Origin of the sequence: Roseburia hominis A2-183 (genome assembly GCF_000225345.1) — a bacterium.
Taxonomy (GTDB): Bacteria; Bacillota; Clostridia; order Lachnospirales; family Lachnospiraceae; genus Roseburia; species Roseburia hominis.
Genome location: NC_015977.1, coordinates 2,970,906 through 2,993,052, shown reverse-complemented (window position 1 = coordinate 2,993,052; position 22,147 = coordinate 2,970,906). Strand labels below are relative to the sequence as shown.

General features: G+C 41.9%; 21 protein-coding genes and 3 pseudogenes. 21 read left to right on the top strand and 3 right to left on the bottom strand.

The annotated features are described in order from the left end of the window. Window positions 1–203 precede the first annotated feature (203 nt). Window positions 204–869 carry an L-serine ammonia-lyase, iron-sulfur-dependent subunit beta gene (gene sdaAB / locus RHOM_RS13410; RefSeq protein ID WP_014080839.1) on the top strand — a complete coding sequence of 222 codons (666 nt, stop codon included), beginning with the start codon at window positions 204–206 and terminating at the stop codon, window positions 867–869. A gap of 89 nt (window positions 870–958) precedes the next feature. Beyond that, window positions 959–1,831: an L-serine ammonia-lyase, iron-sulfur-dependent, subunit alpha gene (gene sdaAA, locus RHOM_RS13405; RefSeq protein ID WP_014080838.1), complete on the top strand. Its 873-nt coding sequence runs from the start codon at window positions 959–961 to the stop codon at window positions 1,829–1,831. 617 nt (window positions 1,832–2,448) lie between these two features. Here the strand turns inward: sdaAA and RHOM_RS13400 are convergent. Further along, window positions 2,449–3,789, bottom strand: coding sequence for a butyryl-CoA:acetate CoA-transferase (locus tag RHOM_RS13400; RefSeq protein ID WP_014080837.1), 1,341 nt, complete (start codon window positions 3,787–3,789; stop codon window positions 2,449–2,451). Between the two features lie 112 nt (window positions 3,790–3,901). Then, window positions 3,902–4,972, bottom strand: a complete 1,071-nt coding sequence (locus RHOM_RS13395) for a glycosyltransferase family 2 protein (RefSeq protein WP_014080836.1) — start codon at window positions 4,970–4,972, stop codon at window positions 3,902–3,904. A gap of 275 nt (window positions 4,973–5,247) precedes the next feature. Between RHOM_RS13395 and RHOM_RS17605 the strand changes: the two genes are divergently transcribed. The 19 genes and pseudogenes from RHOM_RS17605 to RHOM_RS13310 all read left to right on the top strand — a co-directional run bounded on the left by RHOM_RS17605 (window position 5,248) and on the right by RHOM_RS13310 (window position 21,196). Next, window positions 5,248–5,385 (top strand): hypothetical protein, encoded by a 138-nt coding sequence (locus RHOM_RS17605; RefSeq protein ID WP_014080835.1) that lies wholly within the window; start codon window positions 5,248–5,250, stop codon window positions 5,383–5,385. 14 nt (window positions 5,386–5,399) lie between these two features. Further along, the gene (locus tag RHOM_RS13390; RefSeq protein ID WP_014080834.1) at window positions 5,400–6,611 is read left to right on the top strand and encodes a class I SAM-dependent rRNA methyltransferase; all 1,212 of its coding nucleotides are present in this window, start codon (window positions 5,400–5,402) and stop codon (window positions 6,609–6,611) included. A gap of 329 nt (window positions 6,612–6,940) precedes the next feature. Further along, the gene (locus RHOM_RS13385; RefSeq protein ID WP_014080833.1) at window positions 6,941–7,129 is read left to right on the top strand and encodes a hypothetical protein; all 189 of its coding nucleotides are present in this window, start codon (window positions 6,941–6,943) and stop codon (window positions 7,127–7,129) included. Then, entirely contained in the window at window positions 7,110–7,589 is a 480-nt protein-coding gene (locus RHOM_RS13380; protein WP_014080832.1) for a Fic/DOC family protein, read from the top strand. The genes RHOM_RS13385 and RHOM_RS13380 overlap by 20 nt, the downstream gene beginning before the upstream one ends. 157 nt (window positions 7,590–7,746) lie before the next feature. Beyond that, window positions 7,747–8,079: pseudogene (locus RHOM_RS18390) on the top strand (hypothetical protein); the annotation flags it as partial. Continuing rightward, window positions 8,076–8,702, top strand: a pseudogene (locus RHOM_RS17110) (VaFE repeat-containing surface-anchored protein); the annotation flags it as partial. The pseudogenes RHOM_RS18390 and RHOM_RS17110, both read left to right, overlap by 4 nt. Window positions 8,703–8,925: 223 nt before the next feature. Next, a complete protein-coding gene (locus RHOM_RS13370) occupies window positions 8,926–9,249 on the top strand; it encodes a YdcP family protein (protein ID WP_014080830.1) in 324 nt (107 codons plus the stop codon). Window positions 9,250–9,263: 14 nt separating this feature from the next. Beyond that, the gene (locus RHOM_RS13365) at window positions 9,264–9,647 is read left to right on the top strand and encodes a YdcP family protein (protein WP_014080829.1); all 384 of its coding nucleotides are present in this window, start codon (window positions 9,264–9,266) and stop codon (window positions 9,645–9,647) included. 205 nt (window positions 9,648–9,852) lie between these two features. After that, window positions 9,853–10,464, top strand: a complete 612-nt coding sequence (locus tag RHOM_RS13360) for a helix-turn-helix domain-containing protein (RefSeq protein ID WP_014080828.1) — start codon at window positions 9,853–9,855, stop codon at window positions 10,462–10,464. A 72-nt stretch (window positions 10,465–10,536) separates the two neighbouring features. Further along, a pseudogene (locus RHOM_RS13355) lies at window positions 10,537–10,842 on the top strand (cell division protein FtsK); the annotation flags it as partial. Window positions 10,843–11,330: 488 nt separating this feature from the next. Continuing rightward, window positions 11,331–12,584: an ATP-binding protein gene (locus tag RHOM_RS13350; RefSeq protein ID WP_014080826.1), complete on the top strand. Its 1,254-nt coding sequence runs from the start codon at window positions 11,331–11,333 to the stop codon at window positions 12,582–12,584. A 98-nt stretch (window positions 12,585–12,682) separates the two neighbouring features. Beyond that, complete coding sequence (locus RHOM_RS13345; RefSeq protein WP_252193435.1) at window positions 12,683–13,066, top strand: hypothetical protein; 384 nt, start codon at window positions 12,683–12,685, stop codon at window positions 13,064–13,066. Window positions 13,067–13,101: 35 nt separating this feature from the next. After that, window positions 13,102–14,661 carry a cardiolipin synthase gene (gene cls / locus RHOM_RS13340; RefSeq protein ID WP_014080824.1) on the top strand — a complete coding sequence of 520 codons (1,560 nt, stop codon included), beginning with the start codon at window positions 13,102–13,104 and terminating at the stop codon, window positions 14,659–14,661. 254 nt (window positions 14,662–14,915) lie between these two features. Continuing rightward, on the top strand, window positions 14,916–16,280 hold the full coding sequence (locus RHOM_RS13335; protein WP_172623729.1) for a citrate/2-methylcitrate synthase: 1,365 nt from the start codon (window positions 14,916–14,918) through the stop codon (window positions 16,278–16,280). 17 nt (window positions 16,281–16,297) lie between these two features. Further along, entirely contained in the window at window positions 16,298–16,708 is a 411-nt protein-coding gene (locus tag RHOM_RS13330) for a MarR family winged helix-turn-helix transcriptional regulator (protein ID WP_014080822.1), read from the top strand. 175 nt (window positions 16,709–16,883) lie between these two features. After that, window positions 16,884–18,317 (top strand): phospholipase D family protein, encoded by a 1,434-nt coding sequence (locus tag RHOM_RS13325; RefSeq protein ID WP_014080821.1) that lies wholly within the window; start codon window positions 16,884–16,886, stop codon window positions 18,315–18,317. Continuing rightward, window positions 18,296–19,006, top strand: a complete 711-nt coding sequence (locus RHOM_RS13320) for a response regulator transcription factor (protein ID WP_044024695.1) — start codon at window positions 18,296–18,298, stop codon at window positions 19,004–19,006. Before RHOM_RS13325 ends, RHOM_RS13320 begins: the two co-directional genes overlap by 22 nt. Next, complete coding sequence (locus tag RHOM_RS13315; RefSeq protein WP_014080820.1) at window positions 19,006–20,049, top strand: HAMP domain-containing sensor histidine kinase; 1,044 nt, start codon at window positions 19,006–19,008, stop codon at window positions 20,047–20,049. The genes RHOM_RS13320 and RHOM_RS13315 overlap by 1 nt, the downstream gene beginning before the upstream one ends. 31 nt (window positions 20,050–20,080) lie before the next feature. Beyond that, on the top strand, window positions 20,081–21,196 hold the full coding sequence (locus RHOM_RS13310; RefSeq protein WP_014080819.1) for an FUSC family protein: 1,116 nt from the start codon (window positions 20,081–20,083) through the stop codon (window positions 21,194–21,196). On the opposite strand, the gene RHOM_RS13305 is transcribed toward RHOM_RS13310, so the two are convergent. Beyond that, window positions 21,159–22,013: a LysR family transcriptional regulator gene (locus RHOM_RS13305; RefSeq protein WP_014080818.1), complete on the bottom strand. Its 855-nt coding sequence runs from the start codon at window positions 22,011–22,013 to the stop codon at window positions 21,159–21,161. The genes RHOM_RS13310 and RHOM_RS13305 overlap by 38 nt on opposite strands. Window positions 22,014–22,147 lie beyond the last annotated feature (134 nt).

Genomic DNA, 22,147 nt, shown 5'->3' with positions numbered 1-22,147 from the left:
GCTGTGGAAGTCTTCTGTGTTTTCATGGGATTCCTCCGATTCGTTGCATTTCATTCAGTGTATCATATTCTCCCGAAAAAAAACAGGTTGTCTTTTTTGTACAATGCTTATATAATAAGGAAAGAATTTGGCAGACAAGGGGGTATATCGGGGATATACCCCTTATTTTACGCGAAAAGCGCAAAGGAAGGAATAGAAAAAGGATGAATTTACTCGACATCATAGGACCTGTGATGGTAGGACCGTCAAGTTCACATACAGCGGGAGCTGTGAAGATCGGCAGAGTCAGCAGAAAGCTTTTAGCGGAGGAGGTTGCGGACGCAAAAATATATTTTCATGGCTCTTTTCTGGCAACGGGCAAGGGACACGGTACGGATAAGGCGATCCTGGCAGGACTGCTCGGGATGCAGGTGGATGATCCGAGAATCCCGGAGAGCTTTACGATGGCAAAGGAGTCTGGGATGAGTTTTACACTGGAGGGGATTGATCTTGGAGATGTACATCCCAACTCGGTCAAGATGAATCTGACCGGAAAATCCGGCCGTACGCTGGAAGTCATTGCGGCGTCGGTAGGAGGCGGACAGATCCGGATCTGCGAGCTGGACGGGCTGACAGCGAATTTCAGCGGGGATTATCCGACCCTGATCGTGCACAACATCGACCAGCCAGGGCATGTGGCTGAGGTGACTTCGATGCTGGCGCACAAGTCGGTAAATATTGCTACGATGCAGCTTTACCGCGAGAGCCGGGGCACCAGGGCGGTCATGGTCATCGAGTGCGACAGAGAGGTGCCGGGAGAGGCAATCGAGTGGCTGGAGCATCTGGAGGGAATTTTAAAGGTTACCTACTTAAGCATGCTGGAAGCATAGATACATCAGATGGGCAGAAAGATGCAGCGTATGTGACGGGAAGGCGGTGTGAACCGTCTGGATGATAGAAAAACAGAGGGAGGATGACAATGTACCGATCATTGGAGGAACTGTGCCGGATGGAGAGAGAGACCGGGAAGCCTTTTTGGAAAATTGTGCAGGAGGATGACTGCGTGGAGCAGGGCATCAGCGCAGAGGAGTCGTTTGCACAGATGCGCGGGATGTACCAGGCAATGCAGTATGCAGATGCACATTACGATGAGACGTTAAAGTCAGCAAGTGGACTGGTCGGAACAGAGGGAACCAGGATGAAGCGGGCGCGGGAGGCGGGAACGCTGCTCTGCGGAGACTTTATCGGAAAAGTGATGGAAAAAGCGCTGAAGACCAGCGAGTCCAATGCCTGCATGAAGCGGATCGTGGCGGCACCGACCGCAGGCTCCTGCGGTGTGGTACCGGCAGTGTTTTTGAGTGTGCAGGAGGAGCGCGGTTTTTCTGAGGAGTGTATGGTGGAAGCCCTGTACGTGGCAGCCGGAATCGGCGGCGTGATTGCAAACCGGGCGTTTTTGGCAGGCGCGGCAGGCGGCTGTCAGGCGGAGATTGGTTCGGCTTCCGCGATGGCGGCAGGTGGTGTGACGTATCTTCTGGGCGGCGGTGCAGATGAGATTGCCAATGCAGCGGCGCTGGCGCTTAAGAATCTGCTTGGACTGGCATGCGATCCGGTGGCGGGACTTGTAGAAGTTCCGTGTGTGAAGCGCAATGTCATGGGAGCCGTGAATGCCATGACTTCTGCAGATATGACGATGGCGGGGATCTTCAGTAAGATTCCGCCGGATGAAGTGATTGACGCGATGCGCAGTATCGGGCGCAGCATGAATGAGGATATCCGTGAGACCGGAAAAGGAGGGCTTGCGGGGACGCCGACCGGGGTAGAGATCCGCGACCGGATGGCTGGAACCCTGTAGACAACCGGTTAGTGCCGGAGGACGGCTGACAGATGGGAAGTGGAATGGTAACAGGATTGACAGGATCTGAAGGGGAAGAATCATCCTGTTCCAGAATGGAAGCAGGCGTGGAGAATCGTTGGAGCAAAATACGTGAATTTCTTGCATGCCGCTTTTGACATTATATTCCGTGTCTTTGCCACGTTTGGACAATCCACAGGAGGTGTCCGGCAAACCGCAGACAATGGGCGGACTTTCTGGTGTCCCTAAGGGCACCGCTTCACAGACAATATAAAACCGCGCGAACCGAAACTCGTTGGCATCTGCTATTGAAAATAAGGCAGATGCCAATTCAAACATCGGCTTCGCGCGGTTATGTTCTGTTCAGCGGTGCCCGTAAGGGACACACACAAAAGTCCTAAAATTGTCTGCAGGTTGCGAACACCTTCTGCGGAGTGTTCCAAACTTGGAAAGACATGGATCATCGAAGATGTCAAAAGCGGCATGCTTAGAAATTCCGTATTTGGCGATTGGATTCTCCACGCCTGCTTTCATCTGGAACATGGCTGTTCTTCTGGCCTCAGATAGTGAAACTATATGCAACATTCCACGTCCCGTCCGTCAGTCGTCCTCCGGTACTAGCGGTTGCTTCTTCTCCAGATGTGCATCTGCTCCGCCTCTTTGATGAGGTCGTCGCGGAAATCGGGATGCGCGATCGAGATCAGAGCCTCGGCTCTCTGCCAGGTAGACAGACCCTTTAAGTTCACCTTGCCGTATTCGGTTACAACATAGTGTGTATTCGGTCTTGCGTCGGTAACGATGGAACCGTTTGCCAGCGTCGGGCGGATACGGGACTGCACCTGACCGTCCTTGGTCTTGAAGGTAGAGGATAAGCAGATAAAGCTCTTGCCGCCCTTGGACAGATAAGCTCCGAGCACGAAGTCAAGCTGTCCGCCTGCGCCGCTGATCTGCTTGATGCCTGCAGACTCTGCATTTACCTGACCATAGAGATCAATATCCACGGCATTGTTGATGGAAATAAAGTTATCCAGTGCGGAGATCGAGCGGATGTCGTTCGTGTAGTCGACCGGAGCGCTCATCAGTTCCGGGTTGTCGTCCAGATAATCGTACATTTTCTTGGTGCCGGCGCCGAAAGCGTAGGTCTGGCGGTAACGGTCGATATTCTTTTTGGAACCGTTGATCTTACCTGCCTTTGCAATATCGACAAATGCATCCACGTACATCTCAGTGTGAACGCCGAGATCCTTCAAGTCGGACTCTGCAATCAGGGAACCGACAGCGTTTGGCATGCCGCCGATACCGAGCTGTAAGCAGGCACCGTTCGGAATCTCATCGACGATCAGCTTTGCGACAGCCTTATCCACATCTGTAGCAGGACCGCCTGCACCCAGTTCACCGATTGGCGGGTTGGAGCCTTCCACGATGTAGGTGACATCGGAAATGTGGATGCCACACTCGGTACCGCCGAGGCAGCGTGGCATATTTTCATTGACTTCTACGATGATGTGCTTTGCGCGCTCGCACATTGCACCCAGATGTGAGGCACTCGGACCGAAGTTAAAGTAGCCGTGCGCATCCATCGGAGCAACCTGGAACATGGCAACGTCATCCGGGCAGTCAAGCTCGCGGTAGTAGCGCGGCAGCTCGGAGTAGCGGATCGGACAGTAGTAAGCCACGCCTCTGTTTATCATCTTGCGCTCGATACCGGACATATGCCAGGAGTTCCAGCAGAAATGCTCACCTGCATCCTCACGTGCAAAAACAGCCAGCGGCTTCATCAGGATACCGCCGCGCAGCTTGACGTCTGTCAGTTCGTCGGTGCGCTTTGCGAGAGCCTGATCCAGTGCGTCAACGGTGTTGGTGCACCAGCCGTAATCTACCCAGTCTCCGGATTTGATGAGCTTTACCGCCTCATCTGCGGAGACAAGCTTCTGTTTGTATTCTTCACGAAAATCCATCTCAAATACCTCCCACACAAAAGATTGTTAAAATTTTACCATAGTTTCATCCTATCACTTTATGTCGTATTTTACAAGCCCTGCCGGAGCGTATTTCCGGAGATTTGTAAGATCAGGTCTCCTCCGGCATCCGCCAGTCTCTGGAAGCCTCCCGGTATTTGTCGAGCATCATTTCGTACTGGATGGTAAGCGCTGTGTCGGAAGGAATTTTGGCTTCCTCCCCGGCGAGGAGCGTCTCGTAACATTCGACAAGACCGAGCAGCGGAAGATCCCCGCTTGTGTGAACGTCCAGGATGCTTTCCGTCTCATAGGCGGCATTGTAGAACCAGAGAACCGCTTCCGCGTAGTCGCGCTGTCCCACAAAATAGGTTCCCAGTTCGTAGCAGATTTCTGCGCACGGTGTGGTGAGCATGTCCTTCATGGTCAGCTTGAAAAATTCGTTCTTGTTATCCTCCATGCGGTAAATCCGGGCGAGGACGCATGCAGCTTCCTTTCGGGCGTCATCTGCCGGGTCATTGTCGAAAATGAGCTGGAAGATCGGTTTTGCATCGGTAAAATCCTTTTTGTCGCCAGTCTTTAGAAGTTCTTTGGCATACATGGTACGGATTTTCGGGGAAAATTGTCCGTCGTGTTCAAACGCTTTGATGAAGATGGAGAAGTCGCGCTTGCTGTGCAGGGACTGCGGACAGTGCAGAATCTCCACATCGCTGTCAAAAGTGACCGGCGTTAAGCGGACGGTCTCGTGAATTGGATCGATCCAGGTAAACGTGCGCAGTCTGCGGAACAGCTTTGGACGGTATTCCTTTTTTGCATTCAAAACGGTATCGAATGTGCCCTGCGTCACATACTTCATCTGTACAATCTCGATCTCAGGCAGAAGGGCATCTTTAAGACGGAGAAAACGCTCGCGGTTTGCGTCGTCAAGAATTTCATCGGCGTCGGCGGTGTAGATATATTCCATCGTTGCTTTGGAAAAGGAAAAATTGCGCGCGGCGGAAAAGTCGCTGGTCCATTTGAAATCGTAGATCCGCGAGGTGTACTGTGCGGCAATTTCTTTCGTGTTGTCGGTGGAGCCGGTGTCTACAATGATGATCTCGTCCATGAGATCGGCGATGCTGTCCAGACAGCGCGCCAGCACTGCGGACTCATTTTTTACAATCATACATAAACTGATAGTTGCCATAGTTTCTCCTTTGTGGGAGGCAGTGATATGCCGCTGCCCCGTGCGTGATAACTTCTATCCTAAGTATAACGCAGCGGGGGATGGCAGGCAAACAGGAAAATAAATTGTCGTGGCAAGATGGAAGGTTCTGTGCTAAAATGAGCGGTGGTTATGTCTGCAGGGCGGACGGAAGACAGATGGAAACGGAGTATACAGATAAATGAGACAAAAAGAACAATTTATGCAGAAGACGATCGTCGTGTGGCAGCCCGGGAAATGTTGCAGTCTTCGGGTTTATGAATCCGGTGTGTGGTGTGATCCTGTCCGCAGTTCTGCTCGGTGAGACGGACAGCTTAAGTGTGATGCCGGTGGCTGCGCTGGTGCTGGTATGCATGGGAATTTACATTGTAAACCGACCGGAAAAGACAGAATAAAAAAGGAGGAACCTATGAGCGCGATTGTTACATTAAAAAAAGGTGAGGGAAGAACCATCAAAGCCGGAGGAATGTGGGTGTTCGACAATGAGATTGACACGGTGACCGGAACATTTGAGAACGGCGAAGTGGTGCTGGTACACGATTTTGACGGTTATCCGATGGGAAGAGGTTTTATCAACGTCAATTCCAAGATCCGGGTCCGGATGCTGACAAGAAAGATCGATCAGGAAATAGACCGCGCATTTTTGCAGATGCGTGTGCAGAATGCATGGGATTACCGCAAGACGACGGTGGACACCTCCTCCTGCCGCGTGATTTTCGGGGAGGCGGATTTCCTGCCGGGACTGGTTGTAGATAAATATGAGGACGTGCTGGTCGTGGAGTGCCTGGCGCTTGGAATGGAGCAGTTCAAGGAGACGATCGTGGAACTTTTAAAGGAGACTCTGGTGAAGGATGGCATCTGCATCCGTGGCGTTTACGAGAGAAGCGATGCGAACGAGCGCACGAAGGAAGGCTTGCCGAAGGTAAAGGGATTTATCGGCGGGGAGTTCGACACGAACGTGGAGATTGTGGAGAATGGCGTTCATTATATGGTGGACATCGTGAACGGACAGAAGACCGGATTTTTCCTGGATCAGAAGTACAACCGCCTTGCCATGCAGCGGATCTGTAAGGGGAAAAAGGTTCTGGACTGTTTTACACACATGGGAACGTTTGCCTTAAATGCAGGAATTGCGGGCGCCGCAGAGGTCACGGGACTTGATATTTCCGAGTATGCGGTGGAGCAGGCGCGGGAGAATGCGCGTCGGAACGGGCTGGAGGACACGGTGCAGTTCCGCTGTGCCAATGTGCTGGATGAACTGCCGAAGCTGGCACAGAGCGGCGAGCAGTACGACGTCGTGATTCTTGATCCGCCGGCATTCACGAAGTCGCGTCAGGCGACGAAAAATGCAATTAAAGGTTACCGTGAGATTAACATGAAAGGCCTAAAGCTTGTGAAGGACGGCGGCTATCTTGCCACCTGTTCGTGTTCACACTTTATGACACAGGAGCTTTTGGAGAAGACCGTGAAAGAAGCAGCAAAGGCGACGCACAGGAGACTCCGGCAGGTAGAATTCAGAACGCAGGCACCGGATCATCCGATTCTCTGGGCAAATTCGGCGAATGTGCCAGAGAGCTATTATCTGAAGTTTTTTATCTTCCAGGTGGTAGACGAACGCTAAGCGTTCGTGATGAAAAGTAAGCGGCTGAAAGTGGCGGAAATGCTTGATTTACAAGGGGTGGAAGGTGTTTAGTGCTTAGCTTGCAAACCTCGTAAAATATCGCAAAATATCGTATCACAGTGGTATAAAGTGGTAAGAAAAGTGGTAAGTCTGAGTGGTAAGCACCTAAAATGTAATGAGTGGTAACTATGAAATGATAATGATATCGGAGAAGGTTATACGTTCGCTCTTCATAATACGGAAATTTCTAGTATAGATGTAGCGTTTTGTGGTATACTATAGAAGAACAAATACCTTTCTGCGAAAGGGAAAGGAGAAAGGATACGCGTATGACAGTTGATAGAAGAGTAAGCAGTATTGAATCCAGTTTCAAAATGGAAGGCATGCCATTTGATGCAGAATGTCGTCAAAGAGTAAGAAATGTCTTGGTCAAGAAGGTTTCTGCGGCAGATGCAATTTCAGAATTAAATAAGAAATACAGAGTATCCAAGAAGCAGGTTGAAGGATCAAGAGTATGATTATTTCTATGATGATGAACAGGATGCTAAGTACTGTTATCCGGGCACAAATGTATTAAAGAATAAACTGGATATAAAAGATTTAGATACATTGCACGAGGCTGAAAGAGACTATTCGGCAGTACGTCAGGCAGAACTTGTAGGTCAAGGCGTTACCGGGGATTTCTCTTTTAAGCATCTTTGCTCTATACATAAGCATTTATTCAGTGATGTATATTCTTGGGCGGGCAAGACGAGAACGGTTGATATTTCCAAAGGAACCGTTTTCTGTTTGGTGCAGTTTATCGAAAGCCAGTTTGATGATTTGTATTGTAAGCTGAAAAAGGAAAATTTCTTAGCTGACATAACCGATAAGGAAGAAATGAGCGAGAGACTAGCCTATTATCTGGGTGAGATTAATATGATCCATCCGTTTAGAGATGGTAATGTAACATTGGGACACCAGCTAAAAGTCGCATAACAGCAACAAACGACTTTTTACAATCTTTACAATAAAATTGAATAACATATAGATTAGAGAATACCTATAAAACGGTATTCTTTTTTTGTTAAAAGACGTTCAAAATTGAGCGTCTATTTTTTTACCCAAAAACAAAATGAAAGGAGCATTTAGAATTATGAAAAAGATATTAAAACGATTGTGTACGGGCTTCCTTGCCTTTGCGACTGTCGTTACTGCTTTACCGAGTACGGCAGTTTATGCGTCTGATACACAGTATTGGACGGAAAGTGATGAGCGTGTCGGTATCGTTGAAAAAGTAATGAATGACGCTTCGATTGGTTCTACATTCAATGAGGGACACATGAAAGTTGAGGGCGAGGACGCTTATTGTATTGACATCAACACCGATTTTAAAAATCGATATAAGACCAGAGCTGACGCTAGTTCACGTATGAGTGCCGACCAGATAGCCGACGTTGCGTTATCTATTGAATATGTGAAGCAGTACGCAAACACAAGGACATTGAGGACGACAGACAGACGGTGCTTATCACAGAGCGTATCATCAAAATTCATACGACGGCTACGGACAAAGACGGCAAAAAAGAGATTGAAGCTGGAAAAGATGTAACTATCGTTGATACGGTCAAGTTAGAGGGCTTAGAAGTCGGCACGAAGTATCAGCTTGTGGGCTGGCAGATGTTAAAAGAAGAAAATGCCGAGCTAATCATCAATGATAAACGTGTTGAGAATGATTACATCTTTACGGCTGACAGCGAAACTATGGAAGTGAAAATCGAGTTTACTTTTGACGCTTCCACTCTTGGCGGTAAACAACTTGTAACTTTTGAGGAATTATACGATTTAAGTAATCCAGATAAACCTATCAAAGTTACTGAACATAAGGACATTGAGGACGACGGACAGACGGTTATTATTAAAGAAGTACCAGAAACGCCTACCCCAGAAGAACCAGAGAAGCCAGTCACACCAGATACACCAACAAAAACAGACAGTCCCAAAACGGGCGACAATACAAATATCCTTGCCTTTGCGATTATGATGTTTGTTTCTGCTGGCGGTTTAGCTGGTACATACTTCTTCAAACGCCGTAAGATGAAAAAATCATAAGGCGGTAACGATATGAAGAAAGAAAAATCACGTTCTCCGCCGTAGCTTAGATAGGCAGACTATATCTTATTCTGGCTTGTCTACCGACAACCTGCAAGAACACGGATAGTCAAGGGTGCGTTAGCATTTATTTACCCTTTACTATCTGGGGGATTGCTGGTATCTCATTAACTGCCAGAATAAACAACAATCAAATTCAAGGAAAGAAACGAGGTAAAACACTATGGAATTAAAATATATCGTGCCGAACGTGGCACAGACTTTTGGAAACTTGGAATTTGCTGGGGAAAATAAAGTAGAACAGCAACGTATCAACGGACGCTACACTCCCGTATCAAGAAGCTACAACTTGTATTCGGATATTCAAAGAGCCGACGATATTATCGTTGTGCTTCCTGCAAAGGCTGGCGAGAAAAACTTTAAACCAGAACAGCGTGTCAAACTTATCAATCCAAAGATTACCGCAGAGGGCTACAACGTCAAGGGACGTGGATTTACAAACTACATTTTAATGGCTGATGATATGTTACCAGCAGAAAGTAAATAAGGGGGTATTCGATTATGAGATTAGCAAATGGAATTGTATTAGATAACGAGAAAACTTTTGGAGTATTGAAATTCTCTGCACTTCGACATGAGGTGCGTGTAGAGAATGAGGACGGGACGACAAGCGAGGAAATCAAGCGTCGTACCTATGATTTGAAATGTAGCGTGCAGGAACGCATGATACAAGTATCAATCTCTGCTGATGTTCCCGTAAAGGATTTTCCTTACAATGCAGAAGTCGAGCTTGTCAATCCCGTAGCTGATACGGTGGCAAATGCCAACTTTAGAGGGACTACGATTGATTGGTACATCAAGGCAGATGATATTGTTTTGAAGAACAAAGGCGGTCAAGCTGGCAATCCACAGAACAATGCTCCGCAGGGACAGCAGAAAAAGTAAGCTGGTAAACTAGATTTTCATTGTAGCGATTATATGAAATTGTTATAATGTGAATATGTTAAAAGTACGATTTATAGTCAAGAATATTTGAATATTTTGCAAAAAAACACGATTGCAACTGTCAGTTGACATATTTCCATTCCTAAATGGTGGCTGTGCAACTGCCAATATTGCTACAATAACCATGAAGAAAGGAGTGCTGAAAATGAATATGTCAGACAGAATACAATATTTAAGAAAAACAAAAGGAATATCACAAGAGGAACTTGCTGATAAGGTTGGTGTTTCAAGACAAGCTGTTTCTAAATGGGAAAGTGAGCAAAGTACACCAGATTTAGAAAAAGTAATTATAATGAGCGACTTTTTTGGAGTAACTACTGATTACATTCTAAAAGGCATTGAGCCAGTTACTGATAAGGAACAAAAAAGTAAAGAGATTGCAAGCAAAATACTTTATATCTCATCAACAGCTTTTGTTGCTATTGGGTTACTCTGTGCTTTTGGTGGGTGGTATGAATTACAAACAATGGAAGCTGTTGCAGGTTCAATGATTATTCAAGCGGTAGGAATTGTTGGGTATTTTATTGCAAGAATATTATCAGAAGAAAAAGCAACATTTTATGTAAGTTGGTTTAATATAATTGGGATTGCTTTTATGCCTATTTCTATGATTACGGGATATATTTCTATCCTTGTTTTCAAACAAGGCTGGGTAGCACCTTATCCAAATGGAATATTTCATACTTTAACTTTCATATTACTATTCTTCGTGGTTTTAGTTGCAAGTTATGCTATTCTAAAAAAGCGAGCAAAATAAATTTATGTTCATTAAGCGGTTAGTCATTATGATTGACCGCTTTTTCCATACCCAGAAAGGAGTGATTGATTTATGAGAATGATGTTAAATAGAGGACACCGTATCAGAGCCAGCGACAAGACACTTGTTTACCGCTTCTGTGCAGGTACGCTTCTGTTTCTGTTCTTAGCGGTACTATTGCTTTTGAACATGGGACAGCTCATGCGTACCGATTGGGAGCATTTCAGCTTATTGAAGAACGGCTTGACGCTTTTCCCTTACAACTTCATAACCATACTGATAGCGACGGGTATATGTGTACTTGTCGCTTTTCTGTATTACCGCTTCTGCTATGACAGTTTCAAGAAGCTGTTGCACCGTCAAAAGCTGGCACGCATAGCCAATACGTACTTATGTACTGGCGTACACGAGCAGAACTGTCTGGCATAGAAAGCAATATCAGCAGGCGAGCCATTAACAATGAATAAAGCTACAGAATAAGGGAAGGACTGCCGGATGTGGTATTTCACAGTCTTCGTCATACGAGTATACTTGTCTGAGGAGTTTCATCAGCTGGCAGTCCAGAAGAAAGACTCATAATCTTCTTCATAAAATGTGCTCCCTTTCATTCATACAACGTAAAAGACTAACGAACATATTTAATGAAACATCGAAACCATCTTCTTTTTGTTGTTTACCTATAATAACGATTGGAGTAGTCGATTATAGACACTGCAATCAAAAAAATCTGAAAATATATTTATCAACATTACATAAAAGTGTGTAGATGCACATAAAATGGGAATATATATTGAAATTCAGGTCGTTCTGTGATAGAATCTTATTACTAAAAAGTGTGCAGATGCACGGAAATGGGGAGTGTAACGATGGAGATTAAAAGAGACGCTTACCTACAGCAGCTGATCAAGCGAAAAGATAATGGAATGATAAAGGTGATTACCGGCATTCGTAGATGTGGCAAATCCTTTTTGCTGTTTACCATCTTTAAGAGATACTTACTGGAGAACGGTGTTGATGTTGATCATATTATTGAGATTGCATTGGACGGTATTGAAAATGAGGAACTAAGAGATCCTAAGGTGTGTTTCAAGTACATCAAAGATGCCATGAAAGACGATGGCAAATACTATCTGCTTCTTGATGAAGTGCAGTTTATGTCACAATTTGAGGAAGTGCTGAACAGCCTGCTCCGCATGAGCAATATTGATGTGTATGTCACCGGAAGTAATTCCAAGTTCCTGTCCAGCGACATTGTGACCGAATTCCGTGGCAGAGGTGATGAGATTAGAATCTACCCTCTCTCCTTTGCAGAGTTTTATTCTGTCTATGACGGCGATTATGATGATGCATGGGATGACTACATGATCTACGGAGGATTGCCGCAGATCGTAAGTTTCCAGAGCGAACGACAGAAAGCGGACTATCTGAAGAACATCTTTGCAAATGTCTATCTGAAGGATGTTATTGAAAGAAATAAGATTCAGAACGTGGATGAGATTGGGATTCTGGTTGATGTGCTTGCATCTGCAATTGGCGCACCGACCAACCCTTCAAAGATTGCCAATATCTTTGCCAGTGAGCGCCAGATGACTTATGCTAATAAAACCATCTCCAAGCATATCGACTATTTGACAGATGCCTTTTTGATTTCCAAGGCAAGCCGATACGATATTAAGGGCAGAAAGTATATCGGTGCAAATCTGAAATACTACTTTACGGATCTGGGACTGAGAAATGCACGTCTGAATTTCAGACAACAGGAGCCTACTCATATCATGGAGAACATTGTTTATAACGAGCTGTTGATCCGTGGCTATAATGTTGATGTGGGTGTCGTGGATATCTTCGATAAGGATAAAGAGGGCAAACGTGTTCGCAAGCAGTTGGAGGTTGACTTTGTGGTGAATCAAGGAAACCAGAGATACTATATCCAGGTTGCATATGACATGACTTCGGAAGAAAAACAGACGCAGGAGTTCAATTCTCTGCGTAATATCCCGGACTCTTTCAAGAAGATCGTCATTGTAAATGGCAGCAAAAAGCCTTGGAGAAATGATGAAGGTTTTGTCATCATGGGAATGAAGTATTTCTTGCTGAATGCGAATAGTCTGGAATTTTAAGTCGATTTGAGTTGTTGCTGTGGTGTTGTTCTATTTCAAAAAAGAGTGAAATGATATAAATAAGGCCAGCCGATGTGGTAGCATTTATGTGGGAGTACATGAAAGTACCGGAGGATTCAAGAGAAAAAGTTAAGAATCTGCTTAAAGATGCAAATGAAAATGGAGTAAAGATAAGTCATCAGGCACCAACACTGTATGATGTTGTTCCGAAAGAAGAAATTGCTGAATTTGAAGAACTTATGCGCAAAACCATAGCTGACATTGTATCAGAAGCCAGTAGCGTTGCCTGTTGGGTGTATGTGCAGAAATATGTGAAGCACAAAACCCTAAACGAAATGCTGCAAGAATTGCCAGACGTAAGTCAATTCATCCTAGCTATGGATACCTGGTTTGAAAAACTGATGGTTATCGAAGCTATCATTGAAGCAGATAATGAAATGCAGAGAATAAAAGACAAAATTGGTATGTTACACGAAATTTAGGGAGAAAACTGAGCAAGTAGGAAGGTGGAATATATATGAAACAAGATACTTTAGAGGGCAAAGCAAAAACAAAAAATGGGGTAAAACGGCTGTGTTTTTCCATAATCTGCATTCTTCTGGAAGTGATTTTTATTATTACTATCGTAACACGCTTGAATGAATATGCAGAAATCATAAATTTATTTACAAGGATTTTGAGTGGAATCTTGGTTTTGGGATTGTACGCATCAAATAAGACATCCTCTATGAAAATGCCTTGGGTCATCTTAATTCTAATTTTCCCAATTATGGGTGTAGGCCTGTATTTGTTGATTGGTTTGAATGGTGGCACACATAAAATGCGTGAGCGATATGCAGAAATTGATAGCAAATTGTTACCAATGCTTCCGGACAGTCAGGAGTGTTTGAGCAGAATAAAAGAAACAATTCCGAAAGCAGGAAATATAGCAAGTTACATACAAAGAAATTCGCAGTATCCAATCTATCAGAATACGGATATTGTGTATTTTGATGAAGCAGTGAAAGGATTAGAGGCACAGCTTAAGGATTTGGAGAAAGCACAGAAGTTTATCTTTATGGAATATCATGCGATAGAAGACGCTGAAGCATGGCATAAGATTCAAGATGTTCTGGAAGAGCGAGTAAAAGCAGGTGTGGAAGTTAGAGTATTCTACGATGATATGGGTTCTATAGGCTTTATTAACACAGATTTTGTGAAAAAGATGGAGGCAATAGGAATTCATTGCCGTGTATTCAATCCGTTTATGCCAGGTTTAAATCTGTTTTTGAACAATCGTGATCATAGAAAAATAACAGTTATTGATGGAAAAGTCGGATTTACAGGTGGATATAACCTAGCAAACGAATATTTTAATTACACACACCCGTATGGACAGTGGAAAGATACAGGTATTCGTTTAGAAGGAGATGCTGTTCAGTCGCTTACGGTGACATTTTTGGAAATGTGGAATGCAGTAAGTGATAAGGATGCTAATGATTCTGATTTTAGTAAATACCTTTTCCACTATGATTATGCGGCACAGCAAACTGGGTTTGTTCAACCTTATGCAGACAGCCCGATGGATAATGAGCAAGTAGGAGAAGAAGTTTATATCAGTATGATAAATAAAGCTGAAAAATATTGTTGGTTTATGACTCCATATCTAATCATAACAGATGAAATGACGCATGCGTTATGTCTGGCTGCTAAGCGAGGGGTAGACGTAAGAATTATCACACCTGGTATCCCTGATAAAAAATTCATTTATAATATAACTCGTTCTTTTTATCATGGATTAGTTAAACATGGTGTTCGTGTTTATGAGTGGACTCCTGGTTTCTGTCATGCAAAAATGAGTGTGGCAGATGACTGTATGGCAACTTGTGGAACAATTAATCTGGATTATCGAAGTTTATATCACCATTTTGAAAACGGCTGTTTTATGGCAGATTGTCAGGCAGTTGTGGAAATAAAAAATGATCTGATAAGAACGATGGGAGAATGTCGTGATGTGACAGACCAATATCAAACCGGACGAAGTGCATATTTGCGACTGGGACAATTATTTATGAGATTATTTGCTGGATTGCTATAAGAATCTGATGGAACGACCTTTCAAAAAACAGTTGATTTAGAAGTTAACTGTTTTTGAAAGGCCGTTTTTGCTATATCTAACAGTCTGTTGTACAAAGAAGATTTTGCATGGATGAAAAAACAAACCTTGTTGAGGTTAAATTGAGTTTTCCATTGTATTGTATTGCTAATGAATAAGAATAAGAAAAAGAACAGACAATGCTGAATGCTCTGGAAACAAGAATATCTGAGTATAGTATGTAAGTTCGTAACAGAATGAAAGGAGCGATTCAAATGAGCAATTTGGAAAATTATATGAAACAGCAAGCAATTTTTTGTGAACAAAATGATAGCATTAGTAAGAATCTGTATTCAGAGTATGGTGTAAAAAGAGGCTTACGAGATGAAAAAGGCCAAGGTGTGTTGACGGGGCTTACAAATATTTCTGATATAAAAGCTTTTGAATATTGTGATGGAGTAAAGAGTCCATGTGATGGCGAGTTATCTTATCGTGGTTATAATATAAAAGATTTAGTAACAGGAAGTAAAGGAAAAAGGTTTGTCTTTGAAGAAGGAGCATATCTTCTTTTATTCGGAGAATTGCCAACTGATACACAGTTAATGGAATTTCAGGGAAGACTATCTGATTGTATGGAACTACCGACTAACTTTACCAGAGATGTCATTATGAAAGCACCTACATCAGATATTATGGGTTCTATGACTCGAAGTATTCTTACATTGGGCTCTTACGATAAGGAGAAAGAAAGTCTTGAAATTCCGAATGTGCTAAGGCAGAGTATGCAGTTGATCGCAGTATTTCCTATGTTAGCAGTATATGCATACCATGCTTATTGTCATTATGAAAAAAACGAAAGTATGTATATTCATAGACCTGAAAAAGATTTATCTATTGCTGAAAATTTCCTGCGCCTATTAAGACCAGATACAAAATTCACAGAACTGGAAGCAAGAGTACTGGATATAGCATTATTGTTACATATGGAACATGGTGGTGGTAACAATTCTACATTCACTACACGGGTAGTAACATCTTCAGGTTCAGATACTTATTCTGTTATTTCAGCAGCAATGTCATCCTTAAAAGGAAAAAAACATGGCGGTGCAAATCTGATGGTAATGAATATGATGGATGATATTAAAAGTCATGTGAAAGATTATGAAGACGAAGAGGAAATTGCATCATATCTGAGTAAGATTTTGAAGAAAGAGGCGTTTGATCAGAAAGGACTTATTTATGGAATGGGACATGCTGTATATTCTATTTCCGATCCGAGAGAAAGGGTGTTCAAAGGCTTTGTAGAACAACTCGCAAGGGATAAAGGACGTGAGAAAGATATGACCCTTTATAACAATATTGAGAAGATTGCACCTAAGTTGATTGCAAAGCAGCGTCAGATATTCAAAGGAGTAAGTCCTAATATAGATTTCTATAGTGGTTTTGTGTATGACATGTTGAATATTCCAAGAGAATTGTACACGCCATTATTTGCGATAGCAAGAATTGCTGGTTGGAGTGCACATCGCCTGGAAGAATTGATAACTACAGATAAGATCATTCGCCCGGCATATAAGAGTCTAGTCAGCAAAAAAGAATATATAGAAAGAGAGGAACGATAATATGGGAGCAGGAACCAGTGCAGAGGAGTTTTTTTTTAAAGAGCATCAATGTTGAAAGTATATTTGAATTTGTCGAAAGAACAGATTATTTGTTCCTTTATAGTATAAAGGAATGTGTTGAAAAATCAGACTGTCATGAAGGAGTATATCTTTCAGAAGTGGCAGAATACATGAAATTATCGATTCCAGAAACATCTAAGATGGTAAAAAGTCTTGAAAATAAAGGATATATTATCTGGAAATTAGATGAAAAAAAAGAAAGAACGTACCTTGTTTTGACGAACAAGGCAATTGAATTAAGTAATTGTCAGAAAGAAAAAATGATAGAAGCTTATGAAAAAATCATATCGAATATACAAGAAGATGACCTGGAAGTTACACGGTGTACATTGAGAAAAATCCGACAGCTTATGGAAGAAATAAAATAGTGATTAATACAACGGAGTAAGAAAAGCTCCTTCATATATTAGAATAAAAATATGACTGTTTCTTTAAAAAGAAGCCTGTCATATTTTTTTATGAAAAATAAATTTTGTTGAGGTTAAATTGAGATTGACTTTGTATTGTATCAGTATGAAATAAAAAGGAATCAGGTGATGTACAATGAAAAAGTATAAAATATGTAAAATCCTTCTTGTTATACTGGCAATTTTTTTATGTATGGCTTTTTATGAATTGCTCGGAATCTGCGTTGCATATAAAAAGCAGCCGGAAGTGTCCAATACAACCAAAAAAGAAACAAAAAATGGGTCATGGAACGAATGCAGTGAAAATACAGAACGGGCAGTAATCATAGAAAAGAATCCAGAAGCGCTTTTACAAAGAGTGCGTTTGATCAAGAATGCAAAAAAGGAAATTATTCTTTCTACTTTTGCATTTCAATCCGATGAAAGTGGAAAATTGATTTTAGGAGCACTGCATGATGCGGCAGACAGAGGTGTACATATTCGTCTGTTAGTAGATGGAATGGAGAGCTGGATTGATATGGAAGGAAATCCGTATTTCTATGGATTATCTTCCCATGAGAATGTTGAAATTAAACTATATAATAAGGCCAATCCGTTGAAACCATGGAAGATGATGGGTAGAATGCATGATAAATATTTGATTGCAGATGGAAAGAGATATATTCTTGGGGGAAGAAATACATACAATTATTTCCTGGGTGATTTTCCGGGACATAAGAACTATGACAGAGACGTGTTAGTAGTTTGCGATGAACCTGAGAAAGAAAATTCAGTTAACCAGTTGTTAGAGTATTTTGAAACGATATGGGAACAAGAAGACAGTGGTTATTTTCATGACAATAAAAAACTGGCAAATAGAAAATCTGTAAAGAACGCAGTTTTAGAGCTGCAGAACGGCTATCAGAAATATTTTGAAGAGAATAAGGAAAGAATCTGCGATACCGATTACACGGACGAAACTTTTGAGACAGAAAAGATTGCATTAGTGTCAAATCCTATTCACACAGGTTCCAAAGAACCAGTAGTGTGGTATCAGTTGGGAGAATTGATGAAAAATGCAAAAAATCGTGTGAAGATCCACACGCCATATATTATCTGTAATGATATGATGTATAATACATGGGAGGAGATTGCAGAGAACGATTCAGATTTTTCTATCATGACAAATTCAGTTGCAAATAATGGGAATCCATTTGGGGCTGCCGATTATGCGAAAAACAGAAATAGAATCTTAAGTACAGGAATTAATATCTGGGAATATGAAGGCGGTTATTCATACCACGGAAAAAGTATTCTGATTGACGATGATCTGTCTGTAATCGGTTCCTTTAATATGGACATGAGAAGTGCATATCTGGATACGGAACTGATGCTTGTAATTCGCAGTAAAGATATTAATAAACAGTTGGAAGAGGGCATGATGGAATATGAAAGAGTGTCCCGCCAGGTATTGGAAGATGGAACCTATCGTGATCCATATCATGTAGAGCCAATCGAATTAACAAAGAAACGTCAGAGAAAAATATTTTTGGTACAGCATCTGCTTGGATGGGCAAGGTATCTGTTTTAATAAGGAGGAAGGAAAACGTGTTTCAAATATTGATTGTAGAAGATGATAAAGAATTAAGCCAGCTATTCCAAAAAGTGCTTGAGAAGAATGGATATCAGGTCAAAAGTGCATCGGATGGAGCACTGGCATTAGAAATATTGGATAAAGAGTATATTGATCTGATCATTTCCGATATTATGATGCCGGTTATGGATGGTTATGAACTGGTGTCGGAACTCCGTTCAGCAGGATATCAGATACCGGTACTTATGATCACTGCGAAAGGTTCCTTTGATGATATGCGCCAGGGATTTCTTTCGGGAAGTGACGATTATATGGTAAAACCGGTAAATGTGAATGAAATGGTTTTAAGAGTTGGAGCACTGCTTCGCCGTGCACAGATACTGAATGAACACAAAATTGTGATCGGTTCAACAGAGTTTGATTATGATGCAATGACGGTTACAACTGATAAGGAAAGTCTTGTTTTGCCTAAAAAAGAATTCCTGCTTTTATATAAGCTTGCAGCTTCGCCAGGCAGAACATTTACAAAACAACAGTTGATGGATGAAGTATGGGGATACGAGACGGAGGCAGACCCACATACGATAGAGGTACATATAGGAAGAATCAGAGAGCGTTTTAAAGATAACCCTGATTTTGAAATCGTAACAATGCGTGGAATTGGATACAAGGTGGTGAAAAAATAATGGAACAAAAGAAAGAAAAAGGATTGCGGATCCGATCCTGTCTGACTGGTGCAATCTGGCTGGCACTCGTATTTTCAACAGTCATATCTGCGTTATTATTTGCTTTTTTGAATCATTTTTTTAATCTGCCTGGTAGCATACCTGTGCTTGGCTGGCTTTTGATTTTCAATACATTGATTGCAGGGCTGATCACTTCCTTTATCAATGCAAAGTTACTGGAACCAATTACCAGACTTAGTAAAGCAATGAAGGAAGTTTCTCAGGGAGATTTTGAACAGCATTTGGAAACGAACAGCCGTATAGCAGAAGTTGGAGAATCTTATCAAAGTTTTAACGTTATGACAAAAGAACTTCGTGCAACAGAGGTGCTGCAGATGGATTTTGTATCTGATGTTTCTCATGAGTTTAAGACCCCGATTAATGCCATTGAAGGATATACAATGCTGCTTCAGGGAGAAGAACTGTCTCCGGATCAAGAGGAATATGTAGAAAAAATCTTATTTAACACCCAAAGACTTTCCGGATTGGTTGGTAATATTTTGCTGTTATCCAAGTTAGAGAATCAGAATATACCAATGAAAAAAACAGAATATCGTCTGGATGAACAGATCCGCCAGGCATTTCTTTCATTGGAAACAAAATGGACAGAAAAAGAAATTGGTTTTCAGGTAGAATTGGAGGAAGTTAAATATACTGGGAATGAAGGACTTTTTATGCATATCTGGATAAATCTTTTGGATAATGCGATTAAGTTCAGTCCTTCAAAGGGGACAATTACGATGTTTCTGAAACAAGAACAGGATTCTGTTAAGTTCATTCTGGAAGATGAAGGACCAGGAATAGAGGATGATGTAAAATCCAGAATATTTGACAAGTTCTATCAGGTAGATGGATCTCATAAAGCAGAAGGAAATGGCCTAGGTCTTGCACTTGTAAAACGGATTGTAGATAGTGCCGGAGGAACAATCAAAGCAGAAAACCGTGAATATGGTGGATGCAAATTTGTTGTAGAGCTTCCAATACAGAAAGATGAGACCATATAAGTTTAAGAAAAACAGATAGAGGAGGAATTACATGACATTTTATCAGGAGTTGCAGTTAAATCAGGCAGGTTCTAAAAACCTGTTGAAAAAGAGTGAAACACTAAAAGAAAAATTATATCATATGTGGGTATATCTGGTGAAGATAGCTGCTACAATGGCATTTTGTTTTTTCTTTGTTAGTATTTTCAGTATCCTATTTGGAAATGAGAACAGCATTGTAGGTGTAGTAGTCTTATTATGTCTCATGGTGTTTAGAAATGCGGATCTGGGGATCCACACCGGACAATCTACGATGCTTTTGGCTTTGTTCTTTGTAATTATGACTGTATGTCCGCATTTAGCAAATCAGTTTTCACCGGTATTGGGAATGCTGTTAAATATTGCGGCACTGGCTGTGTTGATTCTGTTCGGATGCCATAATCCATTCATGTTTAATCAATCTACATTGGTTCTTGGGTATCTGCTGCTATATGGTTATGATGTTACGGGAAAAAGCTATCAAATGCGATTAGTCGGAATGGCTTTAGGTGCAGCACTTACCTGCTTCGTATTTTATCGAAATCATAAAAACAGAACTTATAAAAGAAATCTGAAAGATCTGATACAAGAATTTGATATCACTTCTTCCAGAACAAAATGGCAGATATGTCAGATTTTATGCGTACCGATTGTCCTTTGCATTGCAGAACTTTGTAATATGCCACGTGCAATGTGGGCTGGTATTGCGGCCATGTCAGCGATTTTGCCGTTTATGGAAGATATGCACTACAGAGTCCGTAAAAGGATTGTCGGAAATATTGCAGGTGTTATATGTTTTACAGTATTATATTTTCTGCTTCCTTCGTCAATCTATGCATATATAGGAATTCTTGGTGGAATCGGTGTAGGATTTTCAGCACAATATGGCTGGCAGGCAGTATTTAACACATTTGGTGCTTTAGCCATTGCTACAGAGACTTATGGACTACAAGAAGCGGTTAGTCTTAGAGTGATTCAAAATGTTTTTGGTGTTGTGTTTGCTTTAGCATTTTGTGTTATATTTTATTGGTTTATGTCTAAAAAAACGGTTCATGCGGGACTCAATGTACGCTTTAATGAAGAAAAACAGATTACTTCTGATAACGAAATTCAAAAGTGGGCGAAATAGATTGTAAAATAGTACTCTTAGCGGAACTAATCAGGTGATAGGTAACATTTACTTCAGGATCAGTTAAGGGAATCCGTTTCCGCCCTTTCAGAGTCTGCTCTGAGCCGGGTGCTTTACTGCTGGAAAAACATAATAATGTGGAAGTCCTGACCAATTCTTCAAACTCAAATTCATCTGTCTGTATCAGAAAGCGGGATGCTGGCATTTTGCTCTTTACCAGATTTGTCCAGAAACCGATTTCATCACGAAGAAGGCAGTTAAAACCGTTAAGCTGTGGAAGGCTCAGCTGTGAATGTTCTGCCAGTTTGTGTTCTTTCGGGATGCAGACATAGAGCTGTTCCTTAAGATAAGGGATGCAGAGAAGATTTTTATCTGAACAGGACTGTGGAAGAATACCGATATCAGCATTGCCGGAACTGACATTTTGAAGGATTTCATCCATATTTGTCAGTTTTGAGGAAATAATATTATCAGGGAATCTGCGTGACAATTCAGGCAATAATGACCATAGAGGTACGGGAGCACAGGAATGAATGGTAATCGTATGCTGATTGCGTTCAAATGTCTGTACGGTCTCAACCGCTTTTTCTGCTTCAGAAAGCAGAGACCTTGCCTGTTCTACCGCTACTTCACCGGTATCGGTTAATTCGATACGGTTTTTACCACGATGAAAGAGTGGAACCCCAAAAGCATCTTCCACATCATGCATGGTTCTGGTAAGAGTGGGCTGAGAAATATGAAGTTTATCTGCCGCAGCAGATAAGGTACCACAGTCTGCGTAGGTTACAAACTGGTAAAGGTCTGATAAGTCTAACATTTTGATACTCCTTTCTATTCATAATATGAATAGTAGATTTCGAAATTGATATTGTATATATTCATTCTAACAGAATATAATTTGAACGTAAACAGAAAACAAGAAATATCATATTTCATAAAATGAATACAAAA